Origin of the sequence: Actinotalea lenta (genome assembly GCF_030586465.1) — a bacterium.
Lineage (GTDB): Bacteria > Actinomycetota > Actinomycetes > Actinomycetales > Cellulomonadaceae > Actinotalea > Actinotalea lenta.
The window spans coordinates 1,582,415-1,602,758 of the sequence record NZ_JAUQYP010000001.1 but is presented as its reverse complement, the minus strand read 5'-3'; the positions used below and the strand labels follow the sequence as shown (position 1 = coordinate 1,602,758).

Annotated in this window: 21 protein-coding genes and 1 pseudogene; 15 read left to right on the top strand and 7 right to left on the bottom strand. The window is 72.5% G+C overall.

The features are described 5' to 3' along the window. Positions 1-39: 39 nt before the first annotated feature. From Q6348_RS07540 to Q6348_RS07530, 3 genes are read left to right on the top strand one after another with little or no spacing between them, the layout of a single operon-like run. The gene (locus Q6348_RS07540) at positions 40-1,017 is read left to right on the top strand and encodes an alpha-ketoacid dehydrogenase subunit beta (protein ID WP_304601937.1); all 978 of its coding nucleotides are present in this window, start codon (positions 40-42) and stop codon (positions 1,015-1,017) included. After that, entirely contained in the window at positions 1,010-2,260 is a 1,251-nt protein-coding gene (locus Q6348_RS07535) for a dihydrolipoamide acetyltransferase family protein (protein WP_304600686.1), read from the top strand. The genes Q6348_RS07540 and Q6348_RS07535 overlap by 8 nt, the downstream gene beginning before the upstream one ends. Positions 2,261-2,269: 9 nt before the next feature. After that, positions 2,270-2,518, top strand: a complete 249-nt coding sequence (locus Q6348_RS07530) for an acyl carrier protein (RefSeq protein WP_304600685.1) — start codon at positions 2,270-2,272, stop codon at positions 2,516-2,518. 138 nt (positions 2,519-2,656) lie between these two features. On the opposite strand, the gene Q6348_RS07525 is transcribed toward Q6348_RS07530, so the two are convergent. The 4 genes and pseudogenes from Q6348_RS07525 to Q6348_RS07510 all read right to left on the bottom strand — a co-directional run bounded on the left by Q6348_RS07525 (position 2,657) and on the right by Q6348_RS07510 (position 5,912). Next, on the bottom strand, positions 2,657-3,739 hold the full coding sequence (locus tag Q6348_RS07525) for a fatty acid desaturase family protein (protein ID WP_304600684.1): 1,083 nt from the start codon (positions 3,737-3,739) through the stop codon (positions 2,657-2,659). A gap of 146 nt (positions 3,740-3,885) precedes the next feature. Then, positions 3,886-5,138: pseudogene (locus tag Q6348_RS07520) on the bottom strand (RNA polymerase sigma factor). Then, positions 5,135-5,521: a YciI family protein gene (locus tag Q6348_RS07515; protein WP_304600683.1), complete on the bottom strand. Its 387-nt coding sequence runs from the start codon at positions 5,519-5,521 to the stop codon at positions 5,135-5,137. Before Q6348_RS07515 ends, Q6348_RS07520 begins: the two are co-directional and overlap by 4 nt. A gap of 31 nt (positions 5,522-5,552) precedes the next feature. Further along, on the bottom strand, positions 5,553-5,912 hold the full coding sequence (locus Q6348_RS07510) for a YciI family protein (RefSeq protein ID WP_304600682.1): 360 nt from the start codon (positions 5,910-5,912) through the stop codon (positions 5,553-5,555). A gap of 280 nt (positions 5,913-6,192) precedes the next feature. Here Q6348_RS07510 and Q6348_RS07505 point away from each other — a divergent pair, with 280 nt between their 5' ends. From Q6348_RS07505 to Q6348_RS07480, 6 genes are all read left to right on the top strand, one after another. Next, complete coding sequence (locus Q6348_RS07505) at positions 6,193-7,086, top strand: SDR family oxidoreductase (RefSeq protein WP_304600681.1); 894 nt, start codon at positions 6,193-6,195, stop codon at positions 7,084-7,086. A 233-nt stretch (positions 7,087-7,319) separates the two neighbouring features. Next, positions 7,320-7,523 carry a transcription antiterminator/RNA stability regulator CspE gene (gene cspE / locus Q6348_RS07500; protein WP_304600680.1) on the top strand — a complete coding sequence of 68 codons (204 nt, stop codon included), beginning with the start codon at positions 7,320-7,322 and terminating at the stop codon, positions 7,521-7,523. A gap of 193 nt (positions 7,524-7,716) precedes the next feature. After that, complete coding sequence (locus Q6348_RS07495) at positions 7,717-9,342, top strand: glycosyltransferase family 2 protein (protein WP_304600679.1); 1,626 nt, start codon at positions 7,717-7,719, stop codon at positions 9,340-9,342. Next, entirely contained in the window at positions 9,339-9,578 is a 240-nt protein-coding gene (locus tag Q6348_RS07490; RefSeq protein WP_304600678.1) for a hypothetical protein, read from the top strand. The genes Q6348_RS07495 and Q6348_RS07490 overlap by 4 nt, the downstream gene beginning before the upstream one ends. A gap of 119 nt (positions 9,579-9,697) precedes the next feature. After that, positions 9,698-10,447 carry a YoaK family protein gene (locus Q6348_RS07485; protein WP_304600677.1) on the top strand — a complete coding sequence of 250 codons (750 nt, stop codon included), beginning with the start codon at positions 9,698-9,700 and terminating at the stop codon, positions 10,445-10,447. 116 nt (positions 10,448-10,563) lie between these two features. Continuing rightward, complete coding sequence (locus Q6348_RS07480; protein ID WP_304600676.1) at positions 10,564-11,334, top strand: SGNH/GDSL hydrolase family protein; 771 nt, start codon at positions 10,564-10,566, stop codon at positions 11,332-11,334. 25 nt (positions 11,335-11,359) lie between these two features. Here Q6348_RS07480 and Q6348_RS07475 read toward each other — a convergent pair whose 3' ends face one another. Beyond that, a complete protein-coding gene (locus Q6348_RS07475) occupies positions 11,360-11,896 on the bottom strand; it encodes a flavodoxin domain-containing protein (RefSeq protein WP_304600675.1) in 537 nt (178 codons plus the stop codon). A 126-nt stretch (positions 11,897-12,022) separates the two neighbouring features. Between Q6348_RS07475 and Q6348_RS07470 the strand changes: the two genes are divergently transcribed. Continuing rightward, entirely contained in the window at positions 12,023-13,021 is a 999-nt protein-coding gene (locus Q6348_RS07470; protein ID WP_304600674.1) for a DMT family transporter, read from the top strand. Here the strand turns inward: Q6348_RS07470 and Q6348_RS07465 are convergent. Further along, positions 12,988-13,440, bottom strand: coding sequence for a DUF6174 domain-containing protein (locus Q6348_RS07465; RefSeq protein WP_304600673.1), 453 nt, complete (start codon positions 13,438-13,440; stop codon positions 12,988-12,990). The two genes, Q6348_RS07470 and Q6348_RS07465, sit on opposite strands and share 34 nt — an antisense overlap. Positions 13,441-13,632: 192 nt before the next feature. Then, positions 13,633-14,700, bottom strand: coding sequence for an NADH:flavin oxidoreductase/NADH oxidase (locus Q6348_RS07460; protein WP_304600672.1), 1,068 nt, complete (start codon positions 14,698-14,700; stop codon positions 13,633-13,635). A 106-nt stretch (positions 14,701-14,806) separates the two neighbouring features. On the opposite strand from Q6348_RS07460, the gene Q6348_RS07455 reads away from it, so the two are divergent. The 5 genes from Q6348_RS07455 to Q6348_RS07435 all read left to right on the top strand — a co-directional run bounded on the left by Q6348_RS07455 (position 14,807) and on the right by Q6348_RS07435 (position 20,218). Then, on the top strand, positions 14,807-16,231 hold the full coding sequence (locus Q6348_RS07455) for a DUF2252 domain-containing protein (RefSeq protein ID WP_304600671.1): 1,425 nt from the start codon (positions 14,807-14,809) through the stop codon (positions 16,229-16,231). Beyond that, positions 16,228-16,728 carry a helix-turn-helix transcriptional regulator gene (locus Q6348_RS07450; protein WP_304600670.1) on the top strand — a complete coding sequence of 167 codons (501 nt, stop codon included), beginning with the start codon at positions 16,228-16,230 and terminating at the stop codon, positions 16,726-16,728. Before Q6348_RS07455 ends, Q6348_RS07450 begins: the two co-directional genes overlap by 4 nt. A 5-nt stretch (positions 16,729-16,733) precedes the next feature. Further along, the gene (locus Q6348_RS07445) at positions 16,734-17,144 is read left to right on the top strand and encodes a VOC family protein (protein ID WP_304600669.1); all 411 of its coding nucleotides are present in this window, start codon (positions 16,734-16,736) and stop codon (positions 17,142-17,144) included. A 29-nt stretch (positions 17,145-17,173) separates the two neighbouring features. Further along, entirely contained in the window at positions 17,174-17,722 is a 549-nt protein-coding gene (locus tag Q6348_RS07440) for a dihydrofolate reductase family protein (protein ID WP_304600668.1), read from the top strand. 96 nt (positions 17,723-17,818) lie between these two features. Continuing rightward, positions 17,819-20,218 carry an ATP-binding cassette domain-containing protein gene (locus Q6348_RS07435; RefSeq protein WP_304600667.1) on the top strand — a complete coding sequence of 800 codons (2,400 nt, stop codon included), beginning with the start codon at positions 17,819-17,821 and terminating at the stop codon, positions 20,216-20,218. Positions 20,219-20,344 lie beyond the last annotated feature (126 nt).

The following is a 20,344-nucleotide window of genomic DNA, read 5'->3' as shown; positions in this document are numbered from 1 at the left end:
AAGCGAACCGCGGACAAGACGGCCGCGGTGCCACCCACCGTGACGATGACGTTCCGCGAGGCGTTCCGCGAGGCGCTGCGCGACGCGCTGCACCGGGACCCGGCGGCCTTCCTCATGGGCGAGGACGTCGGCCGGTACGGCGGGTGCTTCGGGGTGAGCCGGGGCCTGCTGGAGGAGTTCGGCCCCGAGCGGGTGCGCGACACCCCGCTCTCGGAGTCCGGGTTCACCGGGGCCGGCATCGGCGCCGCGCTGGGTGGGATGCACCCGATCGTCGAGGTGATGACCGTCAACTTCAGCCTGCTCGCGCTCGACCAGATCGTGAACAACGCGGCGACGATGCTGCACATGTCCGGCGGTCAGCTCAACGTGCCCCTGGTCATCCGGATGACCACCGGGGCAGGGCGCCAGCTCGCCGCCCAGCACTCGCACAGCCTCGAGGGCTGGTATGCGCACATCCCGGGCATCCGGGTGCTCGCGCCCGCGACGCTCGCCGACGCCCGCGGGATGCTGTGGACCGCGCTGCAGGATCCCGACCCGGTGCTGATCTTCGAGAACGGCGCGCTGTACGGCGTCTCCGGGGAGCTGGCCGCCGACGCGGGCCCGGTCGAGATCGACCACGCGGCCGTGCGCCGCGAGGGCTCCGACGTGACGGTCGTCGCCTACGGCGGGTCCCTCCCGCGCGCGATGGAGGCCGCCGAGGAGCTCACGCAGGACGGGATCTCCGCCGAGGTGGTCGACCTGCGCACGCTGCGTCCGCTGGACGACACCACGATCATCACCTCGGTGGGGCACACCCACCGGGCGGTGGTGGTCGACGAGGGCTGGCGCAGCGGTGGCCTGTCCGCCGAGGTGGTCGCCCGGATCGTCGAGGGCGCCTTCTACGAGCTCGACGCGCCGGTCGTGCGGGTGTGCGGGGCGGAGGTGCCGATCCCCTACGCCCGACACCTGGAGCAGGCGGCGGTGCCGCAGGTGCACGACGTGGTGCGCGCCACGCGGGAGCTGATGGGTCATGGCTGAGTTCCGGATGCCGTCACTGGGTGCGGACATGGACGAAGGGACCCTGGTCAGCTGGCTCGTCGGCGTGGGTGACCACGTCGAGCGCGGCCAGGTGGTCGCCGAGGTGGACACCGAGAAGTCGGTCATCGAGGTCGAGACGTTCGACACCGGCACCGTGAGCGAGCTGCTGGTGCACGAGGGCGAGCGCGTGCCGGTGGGCACGCCGCTCGCAGTCATCGCCGAGGGGGTCGGGGCGGCGCAGCCGCGTCGTCGCGCGGTGCCGACCCGCACCCGACCCGGGACACGCGCGACGACCACCGAGGCGGCCGCCAAGCCCGCGACGAAGCCGGCAGCAGTACCGCTGGTGCGTGGCGCCGCTCGGGTCGCGGCGTCTCCCTTGGCCCGTCGCCATGCAGCGGCGCTCGGGGTGGATCTCGCCACCGTGACCGGCACCGGTCCGGGCGGAGCCGTGACGACCAGCGACGTCGAGACCGCCGCACACCCGGTCCGGCCTGCCCTGACCGTCGAACCCGAGCCCGCACCGGTCGTTGACGAGCCCGCGCCGGTCGCGCCGGTCGTGCCGCGCAGCGGGGCGGACCGCCAGGCGTCGATGCGGCACGCCGTCGCCGAGGCGATGGCCCGGTCCAAGCGGGAGATCCCGCACTACTACCTGGCAGCCGACGTCGACATGGCGCACGCGACCCGCTGGCTCGAGGCGCACAACACGTCGGTGCCGGTGACCGAGCGGGTGCTGGTCGCCGCGCTCCAGCTCAAGGCCACCGCGCTGGCGCTGCGCGCCGTCCCCGAGCTCAACGGCCACTGGGTGGACGGCGAGCACCGGCCGGCCGAGCACGTGCACCTCGGCGTGGCGATCGCGCTGAGGGGTGGCGGCCTCGTGGCCCCGGCGGTCCACGACGCCGACCGGCTGGCGCTGCCCGAGATGATGGCCGCCCTGCACGACCTGGTTGCCCGCGTGCGAGCCGGCAAGGTCCGGTCCTCGGAGTACGCCGACCCGACGGCGACCGTGACGAACCTCGGCGACCAGGGCGTCGACGTGGCGTACCCGGTGATCAACCCACCCCAGCTCGCGATGGTCGCTTTCGGTCGCGTGCGTGAGCGCCCGTGGGCCGTCGACGGGATGCTCGCCGTGCGACCCGTGCTCACCGTGACGCTCGCGGCCGATCACCGGGCCACGGACGGGCGCCGGGGCGCGACCTTCCTTGCCGCGCTGGACGACCTGCTGCAACGGCCGAACGACCTGTGAGGAGAGACCATGGACGACACCGAGCTGCGGACCACGGTGCTGAAGGTGCTGGGCCAGGTCGCACCCGAGGTCGACCTGGAGCGCGTCGAGCCGTCCGAGGACCTGCGCGAGCAGTTCGACCTCGACTCGATGGACATCCTCGACCTCGCGATCGGGTTGTACCAGGAGACCGGGATCGAGGTGCCCGAGCAGGACTACGCGCAGGTGGTCACGGTCGACGGCGCCGTTGCCTACCTCACCGCGCACGCGCTGCACTGAGCCCCACCGACTGATCACGGGGAGAGACGGGGCCCCTGCAGGGCACGAGCCGACCATGACGCGCCAGCGCGGAACGGGAGCCGCGCCTGGCTGATGCGACCCCGCCGATCGCCCCCGAGCGCCTCGCGGGTCCCCGCGTCAGCGCGCCGAGCGCAGCTCCGCCGTCAGCGGGCACTGGAACGGGTCGCGCGCGGCGAGGCCGACCTCGTTGAGATAGCGCACCACGATCCCGTAAGAGCGCAGGAGGGACGTCTCGGTGTACGGCACGCCCTGTTCGAGGCAGGCCTGACGCACCAGGGGCCGGACCCGGCGCAGGTGCGGCCGGGGCATCGACGGGAACAGGTGGTGCTCGACCTGGTGGTTGAGGCCGCCCATCGCCCAGTCCACCAGCCGCCCACCCGTGATGCTGCGGCTCATGAGGACCTGGCGGGAGAAGAAGTCGATCCTGCTGTCCTTCGGCACGATCGGCATGCCCTTGTGGTTAGGGGCGAACACCGCACCCATGTACAGGCCGAACAGCCCGAGCTGGACGCCGAGGAACGCGAAGGCCAGCCCCACCGGCATGAACCAGAACACCAGCGCGAGGTATCCGACCAGCCGGGCGGTGACGAACACGATCTCCACCGTGCGCCGCTTGACCGGGCCGCGCCCGAAGATCGTCTTGACCCCGGACACGTGCAGGTTCAACCCCTCGAGCAGCAGCAGCGGGAAGAACAACCAGCCCTGCCGCCGTGTGAGCGCAGCCCGCCACCCCGTGCGAGGCGCCTGCAGGTCGGCGGTGTGGAAGAGGATGGTGTCGGCGTCGATGTCCGGGTCGGCGCCCACCTGGTTCGGCTTGGCGTGGTGCCGTGAGTGCTTGTGCTGCCACCAGCCGTAGCTCATCCCGGCGTAGAGGTTGGCGATCACCAGGCTCGCCCAGTCGTTCCATCGTCCGGAGGCGAAGATCTGCCGGTGCGCGGCGTCGTGCCCGAGGAACATCACCTGTCCCAGCACCACGGCGAGACCGGCGGCCACGGCGAGCTGCCACCAGCTGTGCCCGAGCAGCACCACGGCGGCGACCAGGCCCGCCAACAGGCCCGTGAGCAGCAAGAACGTGGCCCAGTAGTACCCGTGCCGCCTGCGCATCAGACCAGCCGCCCGCACGCGCGTGCCCAACGCCATGTAGGCGCTGACCTGACGTTCGCGCGGTGACGAGGGAGGGATGGGGGCAGCGATGGCCATGGCGGTCCGCTCTGTAGGGGCGACGCACCGGGCAGCACATCGGCAGGTGTCTGACAGTACCTGCCTTCGGAACGCGCGACGAGCGCAGACCCGCACGGGCCAGGGCGGGTGCGGCCCGCATGGCGGGAACCGACCTCGGCGAACGATCAGGAGTTGTCGGAGGCACCGAGCTGGCCCCTGCGCCGGGTCAGGTAGGCCACCTCGGCGGTGTTGCCCGCGAGCGCGATGGCCCGCTCGTACGCCTCGCGCGCGTCGTCGGCGCGTCCGAGGCGCCGCAGCAGCTCCGCCCGGGTCGCGTGGAAGGCGTGGTAACGCTCGAGGGGCAGCACGTCGACCAGGGCGAGAGCGACGTCCGGCCCGTCGACCTCTGCCACCGCGACGGCCCGGTTCAGCGCGACCACCGGTGACGGGTCGAGCCGCACCAGCCGGTCGTACAGCGCGACGACCTGCGACCAGTCGGTGTCCCGCGCGTCGTGCGCGTCGGTGTGCACCGCATTGATCGCGGCGAGCAGCTGGTAGCGGCCGGGCGGCGGAGCGCCGGCGGCCACGGCGGCGATCCGCTCACGGACCAGGCGGCGACCCTCCGTGATGAGGTCGCGGTCCCACAGGCTGCGGACCTGCTCGCCCAGGGTGACCAGCTCGCCGGAGTCCGAGACGCGCGCGGGGCGCCGCGCCTCGGTCAGCAGCATGAGCGCGAGCAGGCCGGTCACCTCCCCGCACCCGTCACCCGTGACCAGCTCGCGCAGCAGTCGGGTGAGGCGGATCGCCTCCGCGGTGAGGTCGGCCCGGACCGGATCCGTCCGAGGCCCGGTGGCGAGGTAGCCCTCGTTGAACACCAGGAACAGCACGGCGAGCACGCCGTCGAGCCGCGCGGCCAGGTCCGCGGCCTCGGGCACGCGGTACGGCACGTGGGCGGCCCTGATCTTCGCCTTCGCCCGCGTGATCCGCTGCCCCATCGTGGCCTCCTGCACCAGGAAGGCCCGCGCGATCTCCGGCACCGTGAGGCCGCCCACCATCCGCAGCGTGAGGGCGACCCGGGCCTCCGGCGCCAGCGCCGGGTGGCAGCACATGAAGATCAGCCGGAGCCGATCGTCCTCGACAACCCCCGGGGTCCGGGCGCATCGCCGTCGAGCAGCACCTGTGCCTCCCGGTGCTTGGCGTCGCGGTGCGACTCGCGGCGGATCCGGTCGATGGCCTTGCGGCTCGCCGTCGTGGTCAGCCACGCACCGGGGTTCGGCGGCACGCCGTCGCGCGGCCAGCGCTCGACGGCGATCATGAACGCCTCGGCAGCGGCGTCCTCGGCGGTGTCGAGGCCGAACCTCCTGGTCAGCGCGGCCACCACCCGCGCCCACTCCTGGCGGTGGACGCGCGTGATGGCCTCGGCGACGGGCTCGCTCACGCCTCGAGCATCGCCGTGATCGACTCCGCGGTCTGGAACGGCCGGACCTCGACCTTGCCACGGCAGGCCTTCGAGCCCTCGGCGGCCAGCCGCAGTGCGACGTCCAGGTCCGGCGCCTCGATGACCCAGAAGCCGCCGAGGTGCTCCTTGGCCTCCAGGTAGGGCCCGTCGGTGATCACGGGCTCGTCGCCCTGACCGTCGACGACCGTGGCGGTGGTGGCCTGCTCCAGGCCGTCGGCGAACACGAAGTAGCCCTCCGCGACGAGCGTGTCGTTGAAGGCCCCGGTGTCCGCGAACGCCTGGAGCATGGACTCCTTGTCGGGGTAGTCGCCGAACTGGTTGCGCTCGGCCGGTCCGTAGACGGACAGCAGGTACTTGGGCATCTCACCATCTCCTTCGGGTGGCGCTGGCTGCTCAGCGCGCGAGGAACTCGTCGACGAAGGGGTCGGGCAGGAAGGCGCGAACCTCCTGCGCGCAACGGCAGGCGACGGCGATCTTGGCGGCCCAGGCCACGGCGTCGTCCCGGGTGGGGACGTCGACCACCATGAAGCCGCCGACCAGCTCCTTGGTCTCGGGCCACGGGCCGTCGGTGACGGCGCCGTCGGTGCCGACGACCTGCGTCGGGTCGTCGTCGCCGATCCCACCGGTGAACACGAGCACCCCGGCGTCGATGGCCTCCTGGGCCACCGCGTGAGCGTCCCTGGCCACGTCGGGCAGGTCCGCCTCCGGGAACCTCATCCACCCGCGGTCGAACGAGATCAGGTATCGCGCCACGTCTGACTCCCTTGTCCCACGGCCCTGGAGGCCGCCTGTCACCCCTACGACGAACGGTCAGACGCCGATCCGACAGGCGTCGAGCACATTTCTCCCAGGCAAGGCGGACGTGCGCACGACGAGCGAGCCGCCCCGCCTCCGCCCTCGCCCGCGACCAGCGCACGGCGTGGACCCTCCGGATGCGCGTCGAAAACGTTCTCCACTATCGTCGGCGGACCCGCCCGGCGCGCTCCGAGGGCGCCGGCGCACGACGGGTCGAGCCGATCGCGAGGAGATCGCCATGTCCGACCAGCTCACGTTCGACAACCCCGTCGAGCGCCACTCCCACATCACGCCGCACGCCTCCTGGCAGCCCGTGCCGGGGCTCGACGCCGAGCTCGACCCCCAGGCCGACCACGGCGAGACGACGTACCGGGGCACGGGCCGACTGCCCGGCCGCAAAGCGCTCATCACGGGCGGCGACTCAGGCATCGGCGCGGCCGTGGCGATCGCGTTCGCGCGGGAGGGTGCGGACGTCGCACTGTCCTACCTGCCCGAGGAGCAGGTGGACGCCGACGCGATCGCCGGGTACGTGCGGGCCGAGGGCCGCACCTGCGTGCTGCTGCCCGGCGACATCCGGGACCGGGAGTTCTGCCGCAGGCTCGTGGCCGATGCGGTGGCAGGTCTGGGCGGCCTGGACATCCTCGTCAACAACGCCGCGCACCAGGTGTACCACCAGACGTTCGACGAGCTGGACGAGGCGGACCTGGACCGCACCATCCGGACCAACCTGTACGCGATGAACTGGATCACGCGCGACGCCCTGCCGCACCTCCCACCCGGCTCGACGATCATCAACAGCACGTCGGTGCAGGGCTACAACCCGTCGCCGATGATCATCAGCTACGCCTCCACCAAGTTCGCGATCATCGGCTTCACCAAGGCGCTGGCAGCGGACCTCGCGCCGCGCGGCATCCGCGTCAACGCGGTCGCGCCGGGGCCGGTGTGGACCCCCCTGCAGGTCTCCGACGGGCAGCCCCCGGAGAAGCTGGAGGGCTTCGGTGACTCGTCCTGGCTCGGCCGCACGAGCCAACCCGTGGAGCAGGCACCCGCCTACGTGTTCCTCGCCTCGCCCGAGTCCAGCTTCGTGGTGGGCGAGGTCATCAACGTCAACGGCGGCGCGAACGTACCCTGACGCGGCGAGGTCGGGCCGGCGGCCACTCCACACCTCAGGAGTGAGTGGTGCAACGCACGGCGCGCGAAAGACGCGCGCGTATGGGCTAGTCTTGCCGCTCTACGTTGCTGTGCTTCTTGCGTTTGAAGACACCGAGCCTGGCCGCCCGGCCTTGCCGGAGCAGACGAACGAATCATCGTGACGACCGCCGGCGACAGGCGCCGACGGTTGACTGCTCTGGAAGGAGCACCCCCATGGCTACTGGCACCGTGAAGTGGTTCAACGCTGAGAAGGGCTACGGCTTCATCTCCCCCGACGACGGCGGCGCCGACGTCTTCGCCCACTTCTCCGCGATCACCGGCGACGGGTACCGCTCGCTCGAGGAGAACCAGAAGGTCGAGTTCGACACCACGCAGGGCCAGAAGGGCCCGCAGGCTGCGAACATCCGCGCGCTCTGAGCCGTAGCGATGGCGGGTCCGCGACGCGCGGGCCCGCCATTGCTCTGCGGGCGCCCGCCGAGGGCAACCGGGCCGGTGCCGCGCGGGTCCTGAGACCGGCGGGTCGAATCTCACCCGCTCGACCGGGTGGAGGGTGCTCAATCCCGGACGCAGCACGCCGATAGGCCTCAGGAATCTCCCTCGAGGCGGACCGGTGCGACACGAGCTGAACTCCGACAACGCGGACCATGCCGACGGCACGGCCGCTCCCCGCAGCGTCACCCTCCGCGCCGGTGCACCGGTCGGTGTGGTTCCCGCTCAGCGGCCTCCGGCGAGCGGCGTGCCGCGGCCGCACCCAGGCCCTCCGGACGACGGCCGCGACGACGGCGCGTCACCGACGAGCAGCTTCGCCCGCCTCATCGGTCTGGTGATCTTCGCACTGGTGACCGTGGCCGCCGCGGTGCTCGTGGTCGCAGCCGGCACCATCGGTCCCCGGGTGGACGCAGCACCGACCGACGGGGTCTTCTTCGGACTCTGGCACGTCCTCTACGCGACCCAGGTCCCCACGCTCAAGGTCGCAGCGTCCGCGGTCGCGCTCGCCGTGCTCCTCGCGGCCGCGGTGGCGTCCCTCGAGCTGCGCATCTCCAACCGGTCCCGCCGCTCCACCGACACCCGCACCGACCCGCTGGCTCCGAAGCTCGTGATGGCCCGGACCGCCGCCGTCTTCGCGGGGCCCGTGACCGTCACCGTGCTGATCCCTGCCCATGACGAAGAGGCGTCGCTGCCGGGCACCATCGCGTCGCTCACCGGCCAGTCCCGCCCGCCGGAGCGGATCCTCGTGATCGCTGACAACTGCGCGGACCGGACCGTGGACGTCGCCCGCGCGGCCGGAGTCGAGGTCCTCGAGACCGTCGCGAACGCGCACAAGAAGGCCGGCGCGCTCAACCAGGCACTGCGCGACCTGCTTCCCACGCAGGGCGACAACGACGCCGTGATGGTGATGGACGCCGACACCCGCCTCGACGACGGCTTCCTGGAGACCGCCGTCGCCCGCCTCACCGCCGACCGTGCCCTGATGGCCATCGGCGGCCTCTTCTACGGCGATCAGGGCGCCGGGCTGCTGGGGCAGTTCCAACGCAACGAGTACCGCCGCTACAGCCGAGACATCCGCCGCCGGCGTGGCCGCGTCTTCGTGCTCACCGGCACCGCATCCGTGTTCCGCCCCGGGGCGCTGCGCGCCGTGGCCGACGCGCGCGGGTCGTCCCTTCCCGGCGTGCCCGGTGACGTCTACGACACGGCAGCGTTGACCGAGGACAACGAGCTCACGCTCGCCCTGAAGTCACTCGGTGCGCTGATGATCTCACCGCGTGAGTGCTCCGTGGTCACCGAGATGATGCCCACCTGGCGGGCACTGTGGAACCAGCGGCTGCGCTGGCAGCGGGGCGCTCTGGAGAACCTGGCCGCCTACGGACTGACCCCCAAGACGTTCCGCTACTGGGCGCAGCAGCTCGGCATCGGCTACGGAGTGGTCGCGCTCGCGACGTACGTCGTGCTCATCGCCGTGACGGTGCTCGCGGTGGACTCGTGGGTCTGGTTCCCGTTCTGGATGGGCATGGGTGCACTGTTCTCCCTCGAGCGCACGGTCACGGCGTGGGACGGGGGATGGCGGGCGCGGATCGTCGCCGCGCTGCTGCTGCCCGAGCTGGCCTACGCGATGTTCCTCGACGCCGTGTACGTGCGAGGCGTCCTGGACATCCTGCTCGGCAGGACGGCGGCCTGGAAGCACGTGGCCCACGCATCGGCCACGGACGACGACGCCCGGGTGGTGAGCGGTCGATGATCGCCGCGGAGGGTCTGGTGAGCGCCGGGGCCCTGCTGCCCGTGTCGGTCCTGCGCTCCGACCCGGTGCAGGTCCTCGCCACGTTCGTCGCCCTCAACACGCTCATGTACGCCACGCTCGCAGCGGTCAAGATCCTGCCGCGCGTGCAGCGCCCCGCGTGGCTCAACGGGCGCAACCGCCGAGCGCAGGACCGCAGCATCTACGCGGGCCGCCCCGCCGACGACACCGACCGCTAGGCAGGCGGCGCCGACCTGGGTGCACGCGACACCTCGAGCGGCCGTCGGAGGCGCACCGGCGTAACGTCGCGGATGCCCCACCGGGTGCCGTGCCACACCCCCGACCAGGTCGATGCCCCATGTCCGACACCAGTCCGCGATCCGAACGAGGCGCGGAGCGCTCCACCACCGAGCGGGTGCTCGCCGTCGTCGGCTTCACCGTGGTTGCCGGCTGTGTGGACGTCGTGACGTACGTGGGTCTGGGGAAGGTGTTCACGGCGAACATGACCGGGAACACAGTGCTGCTCGGCATCGGCCTCGCGACCGGCGACCTCGGGGCCGCCGCCCGGGCGGGCGTGGCGCTGGCAGGGTTCGTGGCGGGTGCGGTGGTGGTCGGTGCCGCAGTCCCGGTCGCGCGGCACCGTCGTGCGGTCCTCCAGGTCCTCACGGGCGAGCTGGTGCTGATGTCGGTGCTGTCAGCCTGGTGGCTCACGACCGGGGGCGAGAGCCCGACCGGCGCGCTGCGCTACGGCCTCGTCGCGCTCGCGGGAGTGGCCATGGGGGCCCAGAGCGGCGTGGTGCGGCACCTGGACGTCCCGGTCAACACCACGTACATCACGGGGACGTGGACCGCACTGAGCGCCGGCGCGGGCTCGCTGCTGCGGGGGCGTCGCCGGCAGGCAGCAGAGCGACCCTCGTCCTCCGTGGCGCAGCAGGTCGTCGTGGTGGCCACCTACCTGGCCGCGGCGTTCGGGGCCGCGGCCGCCTACCAGGCCTTCGGCGCCCGCGTGGCCGTGCTCCCACCGGTCCTGCTGCTCGCCGCCATGCTGCCGTGGCTGGCGCGTCCAGGCTTCGACGGCGCGTCCACGTCCGAGGGGCGCTCCGGCTGACCAGCCCCTCACCCGGCCGGGGGACATTCGGCCCTGACCACCGCCGACGACGGCGCGCAACCATGGAGGCGACCCGAGGCGCGAAGGCCGTGAGGCTCGCGCGAAGGGAGACCGTCATGATGCGACGAGCCCTGATGATCGTCGGTGCGGCAGCGATCCTCGTCGGCTGCAGCAGTGGGCCGGAACCCCTGCCGACGGACGAGCCGTGGGACCTGGTGTGGTTCAGCGACTCCGGAGGGATCGGCGTGGCCGACCTGTGGGCGCAACGGATCACCGAGGACGTCGGCGTGGAGGTGGTGGTGCACGACTACGCCGTCGGCGGCCTCGGCGCGGGCCAGGTGCTGGCGTGGATCGACGACACCCCCACGGCGCTGCCCGTGCTGCGGCAGGAGATCGCCGACGCCGAGATCGTCGTCGTGTACGGCAACCCGGGAGACGCGAGCGACACTCTCGACGTGGGGCTGTGCCTGGACGTCTCGCAGTACCACCACGCCGCACCGACCGCGTCGACCGAGGCGGACTTCGCGCCGTACCGCCAGATCCTCGACTCGATCTACCAGGTCGTGTTCGACCTGCGCGAGGACAAGCAGACGATCGTCCGCGCGACGGACATGTACGCGCCCACGATCTCCGCCTGGCGAGAGTTCGGCGTCGACACCGAGTGCACCGCTGCGTGGGAGACGTGGTCCGACTCCATCCGGCAGGTCGCCGACGCCTGGGGCGTGCCGACCGTGTCCCTCTACGACGCCTACAACGGCGCGGACCACACGGCAGACCCTCGGCAGGCGGGCGTGATCGGTCCGGACGGCGCACACCCGAACGACGCCGGCAGGGCACTGATCGTCGAGACCCTCGCGGCGGCCGGCTACGAGCCGGTCGACCGCTGACCGAGGTCGCGAACCGTCGGGCGGCCTACCCGGCGATCAGCTCACCGGCGATCTGGCGCGCCCACGCGTCGATGGCGTCCCAGTCCCGGAAGTCGCCGGACGGGATGGCGTCGCGGGCCCCGGCCGGGAGTCGCTTCGTCATCTTCTCCGCGAGGCCGATCGGCGGGGCGTCCTTGTCGTAGGCCCCGAAGAACACCTGCTCACCGCGTGACCCGAGGGCGCCGGGCAGGTCCTGGAACTCCTTCGGCCGGGCCGCCTCGAGCAGGTCGTTCCCGTCGGCGTCCACGGTGTCCGTGCCCGTCGGGCCGCTGGAGAACAGCCAGACCGGTCGCGCCGTCAGCTCCGTGTGGTGGCGCTTGGCGAACGTCGTCGCCGGCTTGAGCCAGTGGTACAGGTACGCGGCGGCGCCGAGCACCACGGCGTCGTAGGTCGCCACGTCGCGGACCTCGTCCACCGGGTGTGCCTCCGCCGGGACGCCCGCCGCCGTGAGGGTGCTCGCGATCCGCTCGGCGATGCCCGCGGTGGCACCGTGACGGGTGGCGTAGGCGACGAGGACGGTCATGGTTCCTCCCGACGTGTGGCACCAGCGTCGCCACGCACGGGTGTCACGTCGAGGGAGGAACGTCCCGGACCGGCGGTGCGGCTCTCAACCCCGCGGCCCGCGGAGCACACGGATAGCATCCCCGGGGTGACGACCGGCCGGACAGCGAGCGTCGCGCCGGCGGTCCTGGTCGCGACGGGCGTGGGCGCACTGGTCGCGGCGCAGAGCCGGCTCAACGGCGACCTCGCCGTGGCGGGCGCGGGGACCCTCGTCGCGGGCTGGCTCTCCTACGTGGGGACGGTGACCGCGATCGCCGTCCTCGTCGCGCTCCGCGGCCGGGCGGCGAGGACCGCGCGCGTGCTGCGACACTCCGGCCGCTGGTGGTGGTTCGCGATCGGGCTGTGTGGCGTGCCCATCGTGCTGGCGTCCGCGTTCGGCGTGCCGCTGGTCGGGGTCGCCGTCGCGTCGGTGGCCTCCGTGGCCGGGCAGACCGTGGCGGGACTCGCCCTCGACGCGCGGGGCGTCGGGGTACCCGGGCGGCTACCCCTGGACCTGCGCCGTGCGCTGGCCGCGCTCACCGCGATCGGGGGCCTGCTGCTCGCCATGAGCAGCGGGTCGGGCGACGTCGGCGTCGGCACGGGCGGGGCGGTCACGGTCGGCGTGCTGCTCTTCCTCTCCGGCGCCGCGCTGGCCGGGCAGAACGCCGGCAACGGGGCCGTGACCCGCGACTCGGGCGACCCGGCGATCGCCGGGCTCGCCTCCGCTGTCGGCGGGACGCTCGCGCTCACGGTGGCGCTCGCGGCGGCCACCCCCGCGGGGGCGCTGGACGGGGTGGTCGTGCCAGGACCGGAGCGGTGGTACCTGTACCTGGGCGGGCCGCTCGGCGCCGGCATCGTGGTGGCTGCCGCGTGGGTCGTGCGGCGCCTGGGGACGTTCTCACTGACGCTTGCCGTGGTCAGCGGGCAGCTCGTCACGGCCATGCTGGTGGACGCGAACCGGGGCCTGGGCGCGCCGTGGACGACGGTGACGTCCGTGGGCGCGGTGGTCGTGGCCACGGCCCTCGGCGTGGCCCGTAGGCCCCGTCGCCGCGGCACGTCGCGCACGGTCGAGGCTCAGGACGAGGCGGCCGCGGCGCCGGGCGAGTAGTCCGAGAAGTCGTAGCACTCCTGGTCGTCGAGGCTGCCCGGCAACGGGTCGAGCACGACGTGCGTCGGCATCCCGGTGGCCGGATCGAACATGACCTCGGGAGCGTGCTCCCGATGGGTGATCGCCAACCGGCTGAGCAGGCTCGTCACGGTGGGCACGTACTCCCCCACGGTCGCGACCTGGGCCGCCCGTCGACCCGGTTCGTCCAGTCCCTCGACCGACGTGACGACGCCGCCGACCACGTGCACGTCGAACGTGCCGATGAGCAGGCGCTCCCCGCAGCTCGAGGTGACGGTCACGGAGTACGTGTCGCTGCCGCGAGCCGCCCACTGCTGGGCTGCGCCGGCGACGCCTGCGACCTCGGCCGACCCGCAGCCGGCCAGGCTTGCGACCGCGAGGAGGGCGACGGCAGGGGCCACGAGGCCTGCTGCACGCCGACGATGCGCACGACGACCGATGCTCACACCCGACTCATGTCGTCACTCCGCGCTCCCCTGCACCCGGGCCGGCACGGCGTGCTGGACGGGGCCGACGTTCCGGCGCATCCCACGAGCGCGAGGCCCTGGCCGTCGCGCGCGGGCTGTCCAGAGGTCGCCGCCGTGGGCGCGCGCTCAGGCGCCCGGGCGGGCGCGCAGGTACTGGTCCGGCCAGTAGGCGTCGGCGCCGAGCTCGGCCGCGGCGCGCTGCGCGAAGCTCGGATCACGGAGCAGCTCGCGGGCCAGGAACACCGCGTCGGCGCGACCGGTGGCGACGACCTCCTCGGCCTGCTGCGGCTCGGTGATCAGCCCGACCGCCGCCACCGGCAACCCCGACTCCTCGCGGATCCGCGTGGCGAACGGCACCTGGTAGCCGGGGCTCGGGGCGATCTGCTGGGCGGGCGAGTTGCCGCCGCTGGACACGTCGACGAGGTCGACGCCGTGGTCGGCGAGGATGCGCGCCACCCGGGCCGTCTCGTCGACGCTCAGGCCGCCGTCGACCCAGTCCGTGGCGCTGAGCCGGACCAGCAGCGGAACGTCGTCGGGCAGAGCGGCGCGCACCGCGTCGACCACGTCCAGCAGCAGACGGCTGCGACCGGCCAGGTCCCCGCCCCAGGCGTCGGTGCGCCGGTTGGTCAGCGGGGACAGGAACTGGTGCAGCAGGTAGCCGTGCGCGGCGTGCACCTCGATCACCTCGAAGCCCGCGTCCAGCGAGCGACGCGCCGCGTCGGCCCACACCTGGGGGAACGCGGCGAGCTCGTCGGCGGTCAGCTCGCGAGGGGCAGGCCAGTCCGCGTACCCGACGGCCGAGGCGCCGACGGTGCGCCAGCCACCCTCCTCGACGGGCACGTAGCCCCGGCCCCGCCAGGGTGCGCGCGTCGAGGCCTTGCGCCCCGCGTGCGCGAGCTGGATCGCGGGCACGGCGCCCTGCGATCGGATGAAGTCGGTGATCCGCCGGTAGTCAGCGGCCTGAGCGTCGTTCCAGATGCCCGCGTCCTCGGGCGAGATCCGACCTTCCGGGCTGACCGCGGTCGCCTCGGCCATCACCAGTCCCGCCCCACCACGCGCGAACGAGCCGAGGTGCACCAGGTGCCAGTCGGTCGGGTGGCCGTCGATCGAGGAGTACTGGCACATCGGGGACACCCACACGCGGTTGCGGGTCGTCGTGCCGCGCAGGGTCATCGGGGAGAAGAGGACGCTCATGATCGACCACAACCAGCCAGGTCGCGCCGATGTTCCGGCCGCGGCCGCGGTGCCGGCGTCGCGGCGATACCGTCGGGCCAGGATCGCCGACGAACCGAGGTGACGCATGCAGCCCGACCTCACGCCCCGAGGCCATGTGGTCCTTGCCACCGCGGACAGCCGATCGTTCACCTCGCTGCGCCGGCGGCCGACGACTCGCGCCGAGCGGTACGCGATCGGGCGCGGGCTGCGCCAGGCCGTGCCGCGCGGCTCGCTCGGCGCGTGGGAGCCACCCGTGGGCCGCCCCGACCCGATCACCCTGGTCATGGAGTCGCACGAGGGCAGGCTCGAGCGGCTGATCCCGGTGCGGGTCGGCCGCATGGTCGCCTCGCCGTACGGCTTCCTGCGCGGCACGGCGATCGTCATGGCCGACGACGTGGCGCACCTGCCCGCCACCGGCATCACCCCCGTGGTGTGCGGGGACTCGCACCTGGGGAACTTCGGCTTCTACGCGTCGCCCGAGCGAGACCTCGTCATCGACCTCAACGACTTCGACGAGGCCCACCCGGGTGCCTGGGAGTGGGACCTGCGCCGGCTGGTCGCGAGCATCTGGGTCGCCGGGCGGCAGAACGGGGCGAGCGAGGACGACTGCCGCGGCGCCGTGCTCTCCTGCGCGCGGTCGTACCGCGAGGAGATCCGGCATCTGGCGGACCTCCCGCTGCTGCTGCGCTCGTTCGAACGGCTCGACGCGGACCGGCTGCACGCGCACGCGACGCAGGACACCCTCGTCGCCGAGATCGACCGGGCCGCCGCCCGTGCCCGGACCCGGACCAGCGACCGCGCGCTGCCGCGCTTCACGCAGGAGACCGACGGCGAGCGCCGGATCGTCGAGGAGCCGCCCCTGATCAGGCGCGTCGAGGGAGCGGACGCAGAGCAGATCGCAGAAGCTCTCGACGAGTACCTCGAGACGCTCGCCTCGCACTGGCGGCGCGTGCTCGGGGGTTACACGCTGCTCGACGTCGCGCACAAGGTCGTGGGAGTCGGGTCCGTGGGGCTGCGGGCCTACGTGGCGTTGTTGGAGGGCTCCAGCCCGGACGACGTCGTGTTCCTCCAGCTCAAGCAGGCCAGGCGCTCGGTGCTCGCCAAGTACGTGCACGGCGACAACGCCTGGCACGCGCACCAGGGGCAGAGGGTGGTCGAGTACCAGCAGGCGCTCCAGACCGTCTCCGACCCGCTGCTCGGCTGGACCACGGTGGACGGGCGCCAGTACTACGTGCGCCAGTTCCGCAACATGAAGGGCACCGTCGCGCTGGACTCGATCGACGCCGCGGCACTGACCGACTACGCGGGGATCGTGGGCCACCTGCTGGCCAAGGGGCACGCCAGGACCAGCGGCGCCTCGATGATCGCCGGCTATCTCGGCAGGTCCGACAAGGTCGACCGGGCCATGGCGCGGTTCGCGCGCGGCTACGCCGACCAGACCGAGGCGGACCACGCGGAGATGGTCCGTGCGGTCCGGCGGGGCGTCCTACCGGTCGAGAGCGGCGTATGACCGCGGGTGGGGCGGGAGCCCGGGCGGGCGGCGCATCCGACCGGGCGCCGACCGCCGACCGCGCCCGGGCCGAACGGCTGCGCGACCTGGCGCGCCTGCGGCGGGTGCGGGACCGGATCGACCGGGACTACGCCCGGCCGCTGGACGTCGAGGCGCTGGCACGCGAGGTGCACCTGTCCGCCGGTCACCTGAGCCGCGAGTTCAAGCGGGCGTACGGCGAGTCCCCGTACAGCTACCTCATGACCCGGCGGATCGAGCGGGCGATGGCGCTGCTGCGACGCGGGGACCTGAGCGTCACCGAGGTCTGCTTCGCGGTGGGATGCCAGTCGCTGGGCACCTTCTCGACCCGGTTCAGCGAGCTGGTGGGCATGCCGCCCAGCGTGTACAGGCGTCGGGCGTCGGATGCCACTGCCGGGCTGCCCACCTGCGTCACCAAGCAGGTCACCCGACCGGTCAGGAATCGAGAAGCGGTGCTGCGCGAACCGCTCCTACCGTGACGGTCATGGACCTGACCATTCACTCCAGCTTCCTGCCGCACACCGACCCCGACGCCTCCGTGGCCTTCTACCGCGATGTCCTGGGCTTCGAGGTCCGCCTCGATGTGGGCCAGGGGACGATGCGGTGGATCACCGTCGGACCGCCAGACCAGCCCGACACCGCGATCGTGCTGACCCCGCCGGCCGTCACGCCCGGCCTGACCGACGACGAGCGTGCCACCCTCACCGAGCTGGTCACCAAGGGCAGCTACTTCGCGATCAACCTCGCCAGCCACGACCTGGACACCACGTTCGCGGCGATCGAGGCAGCCGGGGTCGAGGTCGTGCAGGAGCCGACCGACCAGCCCTACGGGCTGCGCGACTGCGCGGTGCGGGACCCCGCCGGGAACATGATCCGGATCCAGCAGCTGCGATAGGTGTCGGACACCCGGCATACGCTCCGACGATGACCCAGCTCAGCCGCAGGACCACCGCCCATCTGTTCTGCTCCGTGAACGGGGTGGTCGAGAACCCCAACCTGTTCCAGTTCGACGCGTTCGGGCCCGAGGAGGGCGCGATGATGACCGCGGCGATCGCCCCGGTCACCGACGTGGTGATCGGGCGCAAGCTCTGGCACGAGTGGTCGCAGTACTGGCCCGGCGCGGAGGACCCGTTCGGCGCCTTCATCAACCCGGTCCGCAAGCACGTCATCTCGAGCACGCTCTCCGGTGAGCTGGGGTGGAACAGCACGCTCGTCGCCGGCGACCCGGTGCAGTACGTCCTCGACCTGCGCGCGCAGGAGGGCGGCGAGATCAGCGTCGTCGGTGGCGTGGAGACCATCCGGTCGCTCTTCGCTGCCGGGGTGATCGACGCCCTCACCCTGACGGTGCACCCGGTGGCGACGCCCGAGGGGCGCCGGCTGTTCGACGAGTCGGTGCCGCTGACCCGTTTCCGGCTGCTCGAGGGCCGGACCACGTCCGCGGGGAACGCCGTCCTCACGTACGGCCTTCGCTGACCACCCGGTCGGGCCAACGGGAACCGGCCCGTCGACCCGGTCGTTCGACATCCGCTCACCGGGCGTCGCCCGGCCGGCCTGGACCGAGGGAGACCGATGCCCGCGACAGCCGACAGCCACGACGTGATCCACGTGGAAGGTGCGCGCGAGAACAACCTCAAGGACGTCGACGTCGAGATCCCCAAACGGCGTCTGACCGTGTTCACCGGGGTCTCCGGCTCGGGCAAGAGCTCCCTGGTGTTCGACACCATCGCCGCCGAGTCGCAGCGGATGATCAACGAGACCTACCCCGCGTTCGTGCAGGGCTTCATGCCCACCCTCGCGCGGCCGGACGTCGACCTGCTCGAGGGATTGACCACCGCGATCATCGTGGGCCAGGAGCCGATGGGCGCCAACGTGCGCTCGACCGTCGGGACCGCGACCGACGCGAACGCGATGCTGCGGATCCTGTTCAGCCGGCTGGGCGACCCGCACATCGGGTCCCCGCAGGCGTTCGCCTTCAATATCCCGTCGGTGCAGGCCACCGGCACGATCACGGTGCAGCGCGGCGGCCGGGCCGGGCGGAAGGCGGGCGGCGAGGACGGGGCCACGGGCGGCAAGGGCTCGGGGCAGACCGAGACCCGCGCGTTCTCCGTGCTGGGCGGGATGTGCCCGCGGTGCGAGGGCACAGGCACGGTCTCGGACATCGCGATCGACCAGCTGGTCGACGAGTCGCGGTCGCTGGACCAGGGCGCGATCACGGTGCCCGGCTACACGGCTGACGGCTGGGCCGTGCGCGTCTTCGGCGCCGTCGTGCCCAGCGACGTGCCGGTCCGCGACTTCACGCCCGAGCAGCGCGAGGAGTTCCTGTACGGCGCGCCGCGCAAGGTGCGGATGGACAGCATCAACCTCACCTGCGAGGGTCTGGTGCCCAAGATCCAGAAGTCGATGCTGTCCAAGGACGTCGCGAGCATGCAGCCGCACATCCGGGCATTCGTCGAGCGCGCCGTGGTGTTCCGGACCTGCCCGGAGTGCGACGGGACCCGGCTCGCGCCACCCGCCCGGTCGTCGAGGATCAGGGGCGTCTCGATCGCCGACGCGTGCGCGATGCAGATCACCGACCTGGCCGCCTGGGTGCGCGGGCTCGCCGAGCCGAGCGTGGCGCCGCTGCTGCGCAGCCTCGGGCACCTGCTCGACTCGTTCGTCGAGATCGGACTCGGGTACCTGAGCCTGAACCGGCCGTCGGGCACACTGTCGGGAGGCGAGGCGCAGCGGACCAGGATGATCCGGCATCTCGGGTCGTCGCTCACGGACATCACCTACGTCTTCGACGAGCCGACGATCGGCCTGCACCCGCACGACATCGCGCGGATGAACACCTTGCTGCTCCGCCTGCGGGACAAGGGCAACACGGTGCTGGTCGTCGAGCACAAGCCCGAGGCCATCGCGATCGCGGACCACGTCGTCGACCTCGGGCCGGGCGCGGGCTCGGCCGGCGGCGAGGTGGTGTACGCGGGCGAGCTCGCGGGGCTGCGGGCGTCGGGCACGTTGACCGGGCGGCACCTGGACGACCGGGCGCGGCTCAAGGAGACCGTGCGCGAGCGGACCGGCGTGATCGAGGTGCGCGGGGCGAGCACCCACAACCTGGTCCGCGTCGACGTGGACGTGCCGACCGGCGTGCTCGTCGTGGTGACGGGGGTCGCCGGGTCGGGCAAGAGCTCGCTGATCCACGGCTCGGTGTCGCCGCTCGACGGCGTGGTGAGCATCGACCAGACGGCGATCCGGGGGTCGCGACGGTCGAGCCCCGCGACCTACACCGGGCTGCTCGAGCCGATCCGCAAGGCGTTCGCCAAGGCGAACGGCGTCAAGCCCGCGCTGTTCAGCGCGAACTCCGAGGGCGCGTGCCCGGTGTGCAAGGGCGCCGGGGTGATCGTCACAGAGCTCGGCTTCATGGAGACGGTCGAGAGCCCGTGCGAGGAGTGCGAAGGGCGCGGCTTCGACGCGCGCGTGCTCGGGTACCTGCTGGGCGGGAAGAACATCAGCGAGGTCCTCGCCATGCCGGTCACCGAGGCGGAGCAGTTCTTCGCCTCGGGCGAGGCGAAGGTGCCGGGTGCGCACGCGGTGCTGACCCGGCTCGCCGACGTGGGTCTGGGCTACCTGACGATCGGCCAGCCGCTGACCACGCTGTCCGGCGGCGAGCGCCAACGGCTCAAGCTCGCCGTGCACATGGGCGACAAGGGCGACGTGATCGTGCTCGATGAGCCGACCAGCGGCTTGCACCTGGCCGACGTGGCGGCTCTCCTCGGGCTGCTCGACCAGCTCGTGGACGCCGGGCGGACCGTGATCGTGATCGAGCACCACCAGGCGGTGATGGCGCATGCGGACTGGATCATCGACCTGGGACCCGGCGCGGGGCACGACGGCGGGCGGGTGGTGTTCGAGGGAACACCGGCCGAGCTGGTCGCGGCGCGGGCCGGGCTGACCGGGGAGCACCTGGCGGAGTACGTCGGCGTCTGACGGCGAGGGGCGCGGGTCGTGCCGCGTCGGGAAGGCCGAGCGGACACGGCCTGTGGAAAGAGCCGCATGCAGGTGGCCTGTGGATATGTTCCCGCAGGTCAGAGCCTTGATCAGGGCCCCGATGGC